Source organism: Cupriavidus sp. U2 (assembly GCF_009663685.2).
In the GTDB taxonomy this organism is placed as follows: domain Bacteria; phylum Pseudomonadota; class Gammaproteobacteria; order Burkholderiales; family Burkholderiaceae; genus Cupriavidus; species Cupriavidus necator_C.
Map to the genome: position 1 here is coordinate 78,976 of NZ_RCOG02000010.1, position 13,930 is coordinate 92,905.

The window sequence follows — 13,930 nt, forward strand, 5'->3', positions numbered from 1 at the left end:
CGGTGGTCTGGCAGCAAATCGCCCGGGAGAAGGTGAACGTATTACTCTGCGGCGGCGCCTTGCAATCGCGTGATAGCGGTGTCGCGCTCACGTAGCTCTTCCATTGCCTGTTGTCGCTCGATCAGGTCGGCGGCTTGTCGCGCAAGGAGGTCAAGGTATCGCAGTTCGCGATCTCCGGGGCGATAGTGACGTCGCCAGTGCGTGGAAAACATGCCGATCGGCCGTCCGCGTCGAGTGACCAATGGCGTGGATTGCGCGGAGAGCAGCCCGCCCCGCAGGTGAATGCCGTTGGAATCGTGGACATCCGGTCCATCAGGATTATCGAAATCAAGGAAGACCCGCTTGCCGCGCGCCAACGCAATGCCGCAGGGGGTGCTGGACCCGGCGGGCACGCGCATGAAGTGGTGCGCCACCCCTTCCAGATTGCGCTGCGCCAGGATCACGAGTTCGCCGGTGCTTTCGTCCAGTATCTGGACCGTACCCGCGTCTGCCTGCATCAAGGCGATGGCCGTGTCGAGGATGTCGAGGTAAAGCGAGTGCATCTCGCTTTCGCCATCGGGTTGGCTGCTCACGCGATGCAGCAGCAGCGTGTCGCGCAGGTCGGCGGCCAGGGCGGCCTCGCTGGCGGCCAGCGCAGCAGTTCGTTCGGCAACGCGACGTTCCAGCTCTTCGTTCATGGTCTGAAGCGCTCGTTCGGCGCGCTTGCGGTCTGTGACGTCGAGAAACGCGCTCACGGCTCCCATCAGTCGTCCATCCGCGTCGTGCAGTGGGCGGATGTTGACGAGGATGTCGCGTCGGCTGCTCCCGTCTGGCCGGACGATAACCAGCTCTTCATCCATCACAACTTTGCCGCTTTGCAGCACTCTGGCCATCGGCGCGGCCTCTGGCTCGACAATGCTCCCGTCCGGATGCAGAACATGAGGTCCGCCGCGCAGCGCCCATTCGCGGTCCTGGACCGGGGGCTCGGCACCCCATAACTCGATAGCCCTCCGGTTGACCACCTCGAAGCGGCCGTCCTGGTCGCACGCATAGACCGCCACCGGCATCAGCGTCAGCAGTTCTCGCACGCGCTCCTCGCCATGACGACGGATGCGTGCCAACTCCAGTTGCGCGCCGACACGCGCGACGAGCTCTCGGGATGCGAATGGCTTGGCAATATAGTCGTCGGCGCCGGCCAGCAGGCCTTCGATCGCTGCCTCCTCGTGCGCGCGCGCAGTGACCAGAATCACCGGCGTGGCTTTGAGCTCGTTGTCCGCGCGCAGCAGGCGCAGCAGCCCGAAACCGTCCAGACCCGGCATCATGACGTCGGTGAGCACGAGATCCGGCCGATGACGTCGTGCAAGCGCCAAAGCGGCTTCTCCATCGTTCGTCGCCAGCACTTTCCAATGCATGCCGAGCATGCGGGTCAGGTAATCGCGCATGTCGGCGTTGTCATCGACCACCAGGACGCAGGAATCGGGAGCGCGTCCTGGCTGACTGGGGCGCGCAGGTCCCAGGACACCCTCGACGACATCTGTCGGCGCCGGTGTTATCGTTGGACCGCCTTGCGTCCACTGGTCCGCCTCGGCGGCAAGCTGTTTCGCGATACTCCGCGCAAGGGATCGTGTTCCAGACGCTTGGGGCGACTCCGGCCGATAGTGCCGATGGATCCAGAGGGTAAATGTGCTGCCTTGCCCCGGGGCGCTGCGCGCCCGTACCCGTCCATGGTGCAGGCGAACCAGCTCGTACACCATTGCCAGGCCGATGCCAGCGCCTTCGTCGGTTCTGGAGCGCACGTCGCGCACCCGATGAAATCTCAGGAAGATATTGGACAGCTCTTCTTCGGGGATGCCGACCCCGGTGTCCGACACGGTGAGCTCTACGTGCTGATCGATGGCGGCCAGGCGCACCGAGATGCTGCCTTCGAAGGTATGTTTCAAGGCGTTGGACAGCAGGTTTGAAACAATCTGCTCCCACATCTGGCGATCGACGGAAACGAACGCGGGCAAGGGAGGGCAATCGACGTGAAGCGAGAGCCCTACACGTTCTGCCGCGCTGCGGAAGAGGCTGGCCACATCACGGGTCAATGCCGCCAGATCGAGGAGTTCGAACTGTGCGCGTAGCCGCCCCGCTTCGATTTTCGAAAAATCGAGCAGCGTATCCACCAGGTTCAACAGCCGCTTTGCGTTGCGCGCGGCGACTTCCAGCTCGCCTTGCAGATCGGCTTCGACGTTCGCGCGCAGCTGCATGTCTTCGAGCGGGGCAAGAATCAGCGTTAGCGGCGTTCGAAACTCGTGGCTCACGTTGGAGAAGAACTCGGTTTTGGTTCGATCGAGTTCGGCGAGTTGCTCGAGCCTATCCCGTGCAGACTCCCGCAGCCGCGCATCGGTCAAGCTGGCACCCAGCTGTTGCGCCAATTGCTCTGTGAATTCCTGGTATAGGCGATCGAAATCGAGTCGCGGACTCAGACCCAATACCAGAACGGCGCCTGCGGGGTCGTTTTCCAGGCGTACCGGAAGCAGAAGGGCGCTTGTCGGCGGCTCGGGCCAAGGGCCAGCATGGAAGGCGCGGAGGCGGGAGGCGAGATCGATCACGCTGAGTGCTTCGCAATGTCTGGCCACTCGTCCGAGTGGCCAGACTGTGGACGTCGAATGCAGCTCGACCGAGTATGGCGCAGCAGGAGATCCGGCGAGAACGCCCGCGGCAGCACACAGGCTACATCGCTGCCGTGCTTCATCTACCCGGTAGATGAGCACGAACGGCAAGTCCTTCGCCTGCTCCGCGAGTGCCTGCTCGGCGAGCCGGCAGGCATCGGTCACGGTTGCTGCGCCCGACGTGGCCGAGGTCAATGCCCGCAACGCAATGAGTCTGCGCTCCAGGAGCACCCGCTCCGTCGTCTCGGCCGCGATGGTCATCACCCCGCGCACGATCCCGGCTTCGTCCGTGAGAGGGCTACACGACCAGGTGAAGTAGGCTTCCTCGGGATGGCCGTTGCGCGCCAGTTCGAGCTGCCTGTCCTGGGTGAAGCTCGTGTGAGATGTCTCGCACACCTCCCGATAGACGCTTGCGAGGCCGGGCCAGTGTTCCTGCCAGGTGACGTGCGACGGCGCCCCGGCTGCGTCCGGATGCTTGCTGCCCAGCACGCCGATCCAGGCATCGTTGTAGAACTGGATAAATGATGGACCCCAGGCAATGCAGGTCGCGAACCCGCTGCCGAGCATGCTGGACAGGGCCGCTTTTAGCGCAGTGGGCCAGGACATCACGCGCCCCATCACGCTTTCATCCCAGTTGATACTATGCAAGACCGCGCGCGCAGCCCCCGGCCCGGCAAAGAGAACGTCGCGCGCCTCCTGCTCATTGCGAGGGTGCGGAAACCGTCCGCCGGCCACGATGCGGGCGATTGTCGGGCCGATGTCGCACAGCGGCAGCACAAGATCCACTGCGCCGGCCTGGACGGCCGCGCGCGGCATGTCAGGATGGTCTGCGGTGTCTTCACTCTGTGCGATCACGGCGCCACCTGCGGCTCGCACCGCCGCGGCACCGGCGGCACCGTCGTTGCCCATGCCGGTCAAGACCACTGCCATGCCTCGCTCGCCAAAACTCTCGGCAAGCGAATGCAGAAGCGCGTCTAGCGCGTGATCGAGTGGAGAGACGTTGGTGCGTCGCAGCGCGCAGGTCCGATCGGGATTCACCTCGAGGGCTGTTCTTGGCGGCGCGACGTGGATACGCCCTGGCTGAAGGAGCATGCCCTCGGTGGCCCAGACTACCTGCAATGCGGTGCGCCTTGACAGGATTCGGGCGAGATCGCTTGCACTTCCCAGATGCTGCCCCACCACAACGGCAACCGGAAAGTCGGGTGCGAGGTCGCCGACGACGGTAGAGATTGCGGGAAGGCCGCCGGCCGATGCCACGAGGCAAAGGACATCGAAGGTCGATGGGTGCTCGGCGTTCATGGGCGGTGGCTCCATGTGACGTGACCATCTGAAATGGTGCGCCTACGCAAGCGCCGTGTCCAGATTTGCCTCTCATCCCGGGAAATGTGCGGTGCGATGAACGCGTGACAGCGGAAAGGTGGCGAAACGGGGATCACAGGGCACGCTCCCATGATCTTCAGGGCGGATGCGTGTTCACATGCTCGGGGAGGCAATGAACACGTAGTGAATGGAGCGACGATGGATCATGCGGCAAGCGCGTGCCGTGAATCCTGCTCTATTCAGACCCGTCCTCCAGGCCTTGCGCGCCAGTTGGTATTGACGGCGGCTGGACAGCTTGCCGCTTTCGGTTGATGTGATAGGGCGTCAGCACTGCATGGGCCACCATGTCGAGGGCGGGGCGCGTATCGCCGTTCTTGTCGGTCCATACCTTCGGTGTCAGTGTGCCAGACAGGGCAACGGAATCGCCGTCATCCAACGCCAGCAGGGCCGCCCGCGCATTGTCGCCAAACGCGATGACGTTGACGAACAGCGACTCGCCGTCGCCAGCGGGGGCGAGCACCTTCGTTGTGACATAGGCCTTGCCGCCTTGCCCTTGGCGCTCCGCGGACTTTCCATAGATCCTGCCGCCGATCAGACCATCAATCATTCTTCACCTCTCTATCCCGGGCGACTGCCGCCCAGACTTCGGTTGAACCTTCACCACTCCCCCTGGGCATGTGGCAGTTGTCTACCGCCCCGCCTGCCCCAAGGTGTGCAGCATCTGAATTTCCGCGGCAGACTACCACGCCACAAACGATGTGGGGTCACGCCATCCCGTGCAGGTCGGGCTCGTCTTCGCTTCGGCATGTCGCGGCCGGCCGGCGTCAGACGCGATGGCCGCCTCAAGTTACGGCGCTTACGAAGGCCTCGAACGCGCTGGGGTCCACCGGCGGACAGAAATAGTAGCCTTGCCCGTAGTCACAGCCGGCAGCCAGCAGGATGTCGCGCTGCAACTCGGTCTCGACACCCTCTGCAATCACACTGATGCGCAGGGCATGCGCCATGCTGATGATGGCGCGGCACAAGGCTACGTCGTCGGGACCCCGCGTCAGCGATCGGATAAAGGACCGGTCGATCTTGATGTAGTCAATGTCGAGGCGCCGCAGGTACGACAAAGAGGAGTAGCCAGTCCCGAAGTCATCGAGTGCGATCTCGATGCCCGCCGCCTGAAAGCGGAACAGCTGGTCTATGACGCCGGCGCTCTGCTCCATCACCGAGCCTTCGGTGATCTCGATGACCAGGCTGCCAACCGGCACGTTCATGCGCTCGATCATGCCGGACCAGGATTCCGGCCCGCTCGCGGGCGCGCAAAACTCCATGGGGGATTTGTTCACCGAAATCTGGAAACCCTTGCTCATGAGCGCCTGCCAGCGTACAAGCTGCTCCAACGCTTCCGCGAGAACCCAGCGACCAATGTCGATGATGAGGCCGGATTCCTCCGCAACGGCAATGAAATCGGCCGGATGTATTGGTCCGCGTACCGGATGGTTCCAGCGAATCAGGGCCTCGGCCTTGCAAACCTTGCCCGTGCGCAGATCGACAATGGGCTGGTAGTGCAGCGCAAATTGCCCGGCCGCCAGCGCTGTGCGCAAGTCCTGCGTGATGCGCAGGCGCTCTCTCTCCGCTTGGAGCAGCGCCTTGGTAAAGACCTTCGAGCGATTGCGGCCCTCCTTCTTGGCCGCAAACATCGCCTGGTCGGCGCACACCAGCAGCGCCTCGGCGTTGTCCGCGTCCTTGGGGTAGATGGCCACGCCAATGCTGGCCGACACTGCCACCAGCTCGCCCGCCAGCGTGTAAGGGGCTGCGATCCGCTCCAGGATCGCCTCGGCAATGCCCGCGGCGACGTCGGTATCGCCAACCGCAGGAAGGATCACCGTGAATTCGTCGCCGGCCAGCCGTGCCACGGTATCCGAAGCGCGCACCGATGCCGCGATGCGACGCACGACCTCCAGCAGCAATAGGTCACCCTGGTCGTGGCCGAGGGTATCGTTGACCTCCTTGAATCGATCCAGATCGATGAACAAGAGCGCCAGCTCATCGTGGGTGCCGCTTGCGTGTTCGATCTCCTGCCCCAGCCGGTCGAAGAAGAGTCGGCGGTTGGGCAGATCCGTGAGCGCGTCGAAATTCGCCTGGTGCCGGATGACATGCTCCGCCTGCCGCTTCTCTGTCATGTCATGGATCAGCGCGACGCGCCGGCGCTCGCCATGCGCGTGGGCAAGGTAGGTATCCACGGTGAGGTAGGCGGGAAACTCGCTGCCGTCCTTCCGACGGATCGAGATTTCTCCGCTCCATTTGCCCGTGGCTTCCACGCTGAGCCGCAAGCGTTCGGCCACCAGCCCGGCCGTATGGTCTGTCCCACCGATGCTATAGCCGGAGCGGCCCTTGATGTCCGCGATGGTATAGCCGGTGGCGGCGGAAAAAGCCGGATTCACGTCGATGATGGTGCCGTCGAGAGACGTCACCACCATCGCCTCGCTGCTGGACGAATAGACCAGCGACGCCAGCCGCATTTCTTCGATATGACGCCGTCGCTCCGCCATGGATCGGCGCAGGCTGTAGTACAACAACCCCAGCAGCAGCGTGGAAGCGATGGCACTCGCCAAGGCAACGCGCCGATAACGCTCGTAGGGCACCAGCACCAGATCAACCGATTCGCCCACCACGAAGTTCAGCCCAAACTCCGGCATACGGGAGTAGCCGAAGATCCGCTCCACGCCTTCGGAGCCCGACACCGCTCGAAAGCTGCCAGCCAGCGGCGCGTCGCCGGCGAGGTAGGGTCGGTTGGCGACGGCCCTTGCCAGGGAGCCTTCCAGCGATGGCACGCGCGCGAGGAGCTGGCCGGAATTCTTGATCACCGATGCCACTTCGCCGTCGACAGTCGTAAAGGTCTGCGCAAAGCTGGCGAACTGCTCTGGGCTGACCGAAACCACAATGACGCCATCGAAGTTGCCTGCGCGAAGGATAGGGCGGGTGAACTGGATCGACCATTTGCCCGAGACCTTGCCCTTCACTGGATCGCTGATGAACAGCATGTCGCGACCGCCGGCGTTCTGATGGACCTGAAAATGCTCGCGCTTGCTCAGATCAACCTTCTCGCCGGCCTGGGGCGAACCGATGGACGAGTAGACGAGCAACCCATGCTTGTCGATCACCGCCACCTGGAACGACAGGTCTACCACCAGGTTTTCGCGCTCGCGTACCAACTCGTTGAATCCCGACTGGCCGACGAGCCAGCTGGCGCGCAGGTCGAGAAGAAATTCAGACAGCCGCAGGATGCTGGATTTGGAGTACGCACCGAACGCGCGGGCCTCCGCCTGGGTGCGCTGGGCGGCGTCATGGAGCAGCCGGTCCCGCTCGGTCACGAGCTGAAACGTTGCGAACGACCATGTTGCGACCAGCCATGCTGCCGCCCCCAGGTTCAATGGGGAAAGAACTTGGCGCAAGTGCTGCAGCGCCTTGCCATATCGAATGGTCGAGCGTTCTGGCATCAAAAGAATATCGCTGCGCAGCGAAGAATCGGCATCGATAGCAGGCTAGTCGAGGTCAGCGAACCCCACAAGCGGCTCGCTGCGGGGTCCTGTACTTGCCTTCGGTATTTGACGATTGATGCGCCCAATGCAGCACGTTTTATTTATCGTACGCGCTGCGCCTGGGTCAGATGCGGGATCGCGTTGCCCTCAATAACGGCAATTGTGGCGTCCACTGAAGCGACCCGCGCGGGGTCGTCGAATCAGCCTTTTGCTGCGGAATTTGGCGATGACGAGAAGCGCATCGGGCGGGTAGCCACCGGTCAATGCGGACAACCGGGCGGCCAGAAATCAAGCGGATGCCACCCAAAAGGCAGGCCCTGTCAGACATCGGGTATTCTCCGCGGTGCATTTTGTTGCTTTGTGAGGAAGTTGTGTCGCGCAGCGGTTGGACGGTGGCGGTTGGGCCACTTTTAGGGTTGTTCATTGTTAGCTTGGGAAGTGGGTTCATGGCTTCCCTCACGTCTCTCCGGCTCGATGCCGCCAATGTTTCCGCAACGATGATCGGCGCCATTTCGTCGGCGTATTTCGTTGGGCTGACGCTGGGCGCGGTGACCAGCGACCGCCTGATTTCGCGGATCGGCCACATTCGCTCGTACAGCAGCTTCGCCTCCCTGGTCGCGATTACGTATCTGCTACAGGGCTTGATTGTCGATCCCTGGTTTTGGCTCGTTCTGCGACTCGTGAACGGCTGGGCCATGGTGGGCATCTACCTCGTCGTGGAGAGCTGGCTGTTGCTGGTGGGGGATACGAAGTCCAGGGGGCGGCTGCTGGCGATCTATATGATCGCCCTCTACGGATCGATCATGCTCGCGCAGATGAGTCTGGGCGCCATTGGATCGGTGGCGGAGAGCGTGCCGTTCATGGTGGCCGGCGTACTGGGCTCGATGGCGGTGCTGCCCATGGCCGTGCTACCGAAGACTGCGCCAGACGTGGCGCATGCCGAACCGCTCATGCCGCAGGATCTCGTTCGCATGACGCCCGCAGGCGCGATCGGCAGCTTTGGATCTGGCGTGGGCATCGCGGCGGTCTACACGTTGTTGCCTATTTACCTGCAACGCGAGGGCATGAGCGTTGCCCAGGTCGGTCAATTGATGGCCTGTGCCATTTGCGGCGCCATGGCACTGCAATACCCGGTAGGCCGGTGGTCCGACAGGCAGGACAGGCAGACTGTACTGCTTGCGCTCAGTGCGGGATGCGCGGCCGTCTCGCTGGCCGTCCTGCTCCTGCCGAGCTATCCACCGCTGCTCATGGTGCTGATGTTCCTCATCGGCGGCGGAATTTTCGCGATCTATCCGGTGGCGGTGAGTCACTCTGCCGACCGTGCAGAGGCTAGCGAACTCGTACGCGTCATCCAGGGCATGCTCCTGATCAACTCGGTGGGCGCGGCCATCAGTCCTTTGATTATCTCGCCGCTGATGAATTCGCTCGGCGCGAGCGGGCTGTTCTGGGCGTTTCTCGTCCTGCACGCGGGCCTGGCCTCCTTCTTCCTCTGGCGGCGCAATCGCCATCCTTCGCCAACATCGGCGGCACCATTCGCGGCGACGGCGCAGATGACCCCCATTGGGGCGGAAATCCGCGTCACCGAGCAGTTGGCACAAGCCATCTCGGAGGCAGGAGCGGGGGAGGCGGTCTCGTGATCCTTCCGTCGGCGCGGCGAGTCCGGCAGGAACCTTCCGAGCCGAACGAACTCTCAGGCAACGTCACCTTTACCCCAGCCACCCGCGCACCGGGCGATGGCAATTGACCAAGCGGTTTCCGATATGAACAGCAAGCAGCGCCGCAAGGCATACCGAAATAGTCCCTTTCAGATCGAGACGACGTGGACGTTTCGGGGGGCACCGGTGACCATCACCCGCGTTGCCAGCCCCACCGCCGTCATTGTGGAATTCGAAGGGGCCGGGGCGCGTACCCATGTTCCCACGCGAGCGTTGGAACCGCGGAGCTACCGCGGTGCCACCGGTGGGTCAGCGGGCGTGTCGGTTGGCAACACGCACCCCATCGCTGTCGAAGAGCATGCAAGCTAGCTGAGGCGACCGCCTTCGCAGGTGTGCCAGTCGCGCCGCTCTCGCGCCTTGGCCGCTGGAATGCGCGTTGGACTGGTTCAGCATCCAGTCCAACCCGCGCGCTTACTCGAGCTTGGCGCCCGACCGCTCCACGATGGGTTTCCACGCCTTGTATTCTGACGTCACGAGATCGGAAAACTGCTGGGCGGTCATTAGCTTGGGCTCGGCACCTTGCTCGTGGATGGCACGGATGACGTCGGGCTTGGCGAGCACCTTGTTGACCTCTGTCCCAATGCGCTCGACGACATCGGCGGGCGTTTTGGCCGGGGCAAAGATGCCGTACCAGGTGCTGACGTCCACGTTCTTGTAGCCGCTTTCCGCAACAGTCGGAACACTGGGCAGCGATGTGCTGCGGGTGGCCGACGTTACCGCCAACGCGCGCAGCTTTCCCGCCTTGACCTGGGCCAGCGCGGACGGCACGGAGGCCACCATCAGGTCGACATTGCCTGCCATGGCGTCCATCATTGCCGCGTTGGACCCCTTGTAGGGAACATGCAGCAACTTGATGCCGGCCGCCTGGCTGAAGATCTCGGCAGCCAGATGGATGGTCGTCCCGTTGCCGGGCGATCCATACTTGATGGATTCCGGATGCGCCTTCGCTGCGGCTACCACGTCGGCCAGGGTCTTGAAGCGCGAGTTGGCCGACGTGACGATGGCGATGGGCGTGTAGGCGACGTGGCTGATTGCAATCAGGTCGCGACCCGGCACGTAGGACACCGACTTATAAAGCCACGGCGCGACCACCAGGTTGTCCTTCTGACCCATGACGAGTTCGTAGCCGGTCGGCGCGGCACGGACGATTTCGGCGATGCCGAGCGTGCCGCCGGCTCCAGGCTTGTTATCGGGGACAAAGGTCCATTTGGTATCCTGCGACACCTGGTTGGCCACCAGGCGGGCGAGGATATCGGTACCGCCGCCCGGCGGGAACGGAATCACCAGGCGGATGGGCTTGGTGGGCCATTGGGCCTGGGCGGATTGGGCGTGTACGGGCGTGGTGGTGAGACCACAGGCCACCAGCATGGCGGCCAGCATTGCCTTCAGCATTGCAAGGATCCTTGTGAAGCGAATCCTGAGCCGAACGTTCGCCGTCTTTTGGCGCGGGCTGATGGGGGGTAGGTGATGACGCCGCTGCTCACGCGTTCATTTCGCGCTGCGGGTGGCACAGGCGCGAAGATTCGAGACATCACTTCAGACAACAGGAATTCGGATAAATAGATGCGGGCGGAATTATACCGGCGGCGCGGCACTGGCCCCCCCGCACGCGCAGCCGGGGGAAGGGCCGGTGGTCGGGGTGCCCGCCTATTTGGCTTGATACGTATTCGATCAGGGGGTGTTGTCTTCCCGTGACTGGTGCTGGGCCGCCATCTGTTCCTGCTGGGCGGGCGGCACGGGCTCGTAGTGGCTGAATTGCATCGCGTAGTGCCCGTGGCCGCCCGTAATGCTGTTCACACGCGATTGGTATTCGTTCAGTTCAGATAGCGGCACCTGTCCCATAACGGTGACGTTGTTGCCAGCCGCGCTTCGCGTGCCGCGAACCTGTCCGCGTTTGGTCGACAGGTCACTGATGATGTCGCCCATTGCCGCTTCTGGTGTCGTCACTTCGATATCCACGATCGGTTCGAGTACGCTCGGCCTTGCCTTGAGCACGGCGTCGATGAAGGCCTTGCGGCCCGCCACCGCAAAGGCCACTTCCTTTGAATCGACGGAATGGCTCTTGCCGTCGAACACGGTGACGCGTACGTCCTGCATGGGAAAGCCTGCCAGCGGGCCGCTGTCGAGCACTTGGCGGATGCCTTTTTCGACGGCGGGAATGAATTGGCCCGGAATAGCGCCGCCCTTGACTGCATCGACGAATTCGAAGCCCTTGCCACGCGCCAGTGGCTCGACGCGCAGAAACACCTCGCCGAACTGCCCGGCGCCACCGGTTTGTTTTTTGTGGCGGTGGTGGCCCTCAGCCTTGCCGTCGATGGTTTCGCGATAGGCGATCTTCGGCGGTCGTGTCACGACATCGAGCTTGTAATGATCGGTCAGGCGCTCCAGCGCACAGCGCAGCTGGAATTCGCCCAAGCCAAGCATGACCGTTTCATTGGTGCCGGCGGGATGCTCGATGCGCAGGCACGGGTCGGCCGCCGTGAGCTTCTGCAACAGTTCCGACAGGCGCTGCTCGTTGCCCCGCCGTGCTGGCTCAATCGCCAACCCGTAGATTGGCGTTGGAAAATCAAGCGGAAACAGATGGATGTCGCCGTCCTCGGTGGCATCGTGCAGCACGGCATCGAACCCGATTTCGTCGATCTTCGCCACGGCGCAGATGTCCCCGGGCCCCGCGTGTGGCACTTCCACGCGCTCCTTGCCCTGCAGCATCAATAGGTGCGCCACCTTGAACGGCTGCCGCCCATCACCGATATAAAGCTGACTGTCGCGCGTGACCGTGCCCTGGTGGATGCGAAATACCGCCATTTTTCCGAGGTACGGGTCTATCGTGATCTTGAAGACATGCGCCAGCACGTGCTTGTGGGGCACGGGCTCGGCTTGAACCGTTACCTTGTGCTCTCCCTCCTCACGGAAAAACAGCGGGGGATTTCCTTCGGTCGGATTGGGCAGCAACCGCAAAAATACCTCCAGCAATTCGGCGATCCCGGTACCGTTGGTGGCCGAGGTGAAGCAGATCGGTACCAGGTGGCCCTCGCGGAGTGCCCGCTCGAATGGTGCGTGCAACTGGTCCGGAGCGATTTGCTGGCCTTGCTCCAGATACAGCTCCATCAGTTCCGGATCCATCTCGACGACCTGATCGACGAGCGCCTCATGAGCCGATGCCACTGACAGGAAATCGGCGTCGCCCGCCGGGTTGAAGAAGCAATCGACGACCTGGGTGGCTCGCCCGGCCGGGAGATTGATGGGCAGGCATTCCTTGCCGAACGCTTCCTGAATGTCGATCAGCAGCGCGGGAAGATCGACTTTTTCCTTATCGATGCCGTTGACAATGATCATCCGGCACAGGTTGCGCGACTGTGCCCACGCCATCATGCGACGCGTCGTCATATCGATGCCGGTCTGCGCGTTGACGACGATGGCGGCAGTCTCGACCGCCGCCATGCCGCTCATCGACAGGCCAGAGAAATCGGGATAACCGGGCGTGTCGACCAGATAGATGCGGGTGTCGCGATAATCGAGGTGGGCGATCGCGCTGGTAAGCGAATGCCGGTATTTGTGTTCGAGCGGATCGAAATCGCAGACGGTCGTGCCGCGCTCGACGCTGCCGGGGGTGTGCAGCGCGCCGCCCTTGTGAAGCAGCGATTCGATTAGCGAGGTCTTGCCGCCTCCCGCGTGCCCCAACAGGGCGATCGTACGAATAGCGTCGGGACCATATAGCATGGGCGCCCCCGTGTGGCCGTCGGTGTTCCCCCATTATTGGCGAGACGGGTCGCAAACACCATGTGCGGCGCGACGTGCGCAATTCCTCTTCGCCGCTCGGCGTTCGGCTGCAGGTGGATTGTCACGCACAGTTTCTGGTCCGCCGAGTGTTCCATGCGCATCTTTTTAAAATTGCTTGCAAGCGCGGCGTGGAGGCATTAATATTCGCTCCCCGCTGCCGGTGCAGGTGAAAAGCCTGACGGCGGCGGGGGAAAATATCTTCAGGTTTTCTGCCAAGTAACAATCGGCGGCAGCAAAAAAGAAATTCTCCGAAACGCTTGACGAATTAGGGAAAACCCTTAATAATCTCGTTTCTCCGCTGCGACGAAAGACGCAGCGACAGCGAACGGCAAAGCCGGTCGCTCGGGTTCTTTAACAAACAAACAACCGATAAGTGTGGGCGCTTGATGGCGAACGCCACGGAGCTTCGGCTTCGTGATGCTTCAAAAGTTATCAGTGCTCGCRCAGTAAAACATGTTGGTTTGCGTCGCGAGACGCGAGCCAGTCAGTTTTCTGAGAGTGAGCGACCGCTCGAAAGAGCGAGGTGCTTCGGCACCACACAGAGATTGAACTGAAGAGTTTGATCCTGGCTCAGATTGAACGCTGGCGGCATGCCTTACACATGCAAGTCGAACGGCAGCGCGGACTTCGGTCTGGCGGCGAGTGGCGAACGGGTGAGTAATACATCGGAACGTACCCTGTTGTGGGGGATAACTAGTCGAAAGATTAGCTAATACCGCATACGACCTGAGGGTGAAAGCGGGGGACCGCAAGGCCTCGCGCAGCAGGAGCGGCCGATGTCTGATTAGCTAGTTGGTGGGGTAAAGGCCYACCAAGGCGACGATCAGTAGCTGGTCTGAGAGGACGATCAGCCACACTGGGACTGAGACACGGCCCAGACTCCTACGGGAGGCAGCAGTGGGGAATTTTGGACAATGGGGGCAACCCTGATCCAGCAATGCCGCGTGTGTGA

General features: G+C 62.5%; 6 protein-coding genes and 1 rRNA gene. 2 read left to right on the plus strand and 5 right to left on the minus strand.

All coding sequences use genetic code 11. The annotated features are described in order from the left end of the window. Positions 1-41 precede the first annotated feature (41 nt). From D9X30_RS08955 to D9X30_RS08965, 3 genes are all read right to left on the minus strand, one after another. Entirely contained in the window at positions 42-3,932 is a 3,891-nt protein-coding gene (locus D9X30_RS08955) for a chemotaxis protein CheB (RefSeq protein ID WP_194946590.1), read from the minus strand. 256 nt (positions 3,933-4,188) lie between these two features. Further along, entirely contained in the window at positions 4,189-4,560 is a 372-nt protein-coding gene (locus tag D9X30_RS08960; RefSeq protein ID WP_153949690.1) for a single-stranded DNA-binding protein, read from the minus strand. 235 nt (positions 4,561-4,795) lie between these two features. Further along, positions 4,796-7,441: a bifunctional diguanylate cyclase/phosphodiesterase gene (locus tag D9X30_RS08965; RefSeq protein WP_153949692.1), complete on the minus strand. Its 2,646-nt coding sequence runs from the start codon at positions 7,439-7,441 to the stop codon at positions 4,796-4,798. 434 nt (positions 7,442-7,875) lie between these two features. Between D9X30_RS08965 and D9X30_RS08970 the strand changes: the two genes are divergently transcribed. Continuing rightward, a complete protein-coding gene (locus D9X30_RS08970) occupies positions 7,876-9,120 on the plus strand; it encodes an MFS transporter (RefSeq protein ID WP_283780785.1) in 1,245 nt (414 codons plus the stop codon). Between the two features lie 489 nt (positions 9,121-9,609). On the opposite strand, the gene D9X30_RS08975 is transcribed toward D9X30_RS08970, so the two are convergent. Continuing rightward, complete coding sequence (locus tag D9X30_RS08975) at positions 9,610-10,590, minus strand: Bug family tripartite tricarboxylate transporter substrate binding protein (protein ID WP_153949696.1); 981 nt, start codon at positions 10,588-10,590, stop codon at positions 9,610-9,612. Positions 10,591-10,869: 279 nt separating this feature from the next. Next, entirely contained in the window at positions 10,870-12,918 is a 2,049-nt protein-coding gene (gene fusA / locus D9X30_RS08980) for an elongation factor G (protein ID WP_153949698.1), read from the minus strand. A gap of 607 nt (positions 12,919-13,525) precedes the next feature. Here fusA and D9X30_RS08985 point away from each other — a divergent pair. Then, positions 13,526-13,930, plus strand: a 16S ribosomal RNA gene (locus tag D9X30_RS08985); the annotation flags it as partial.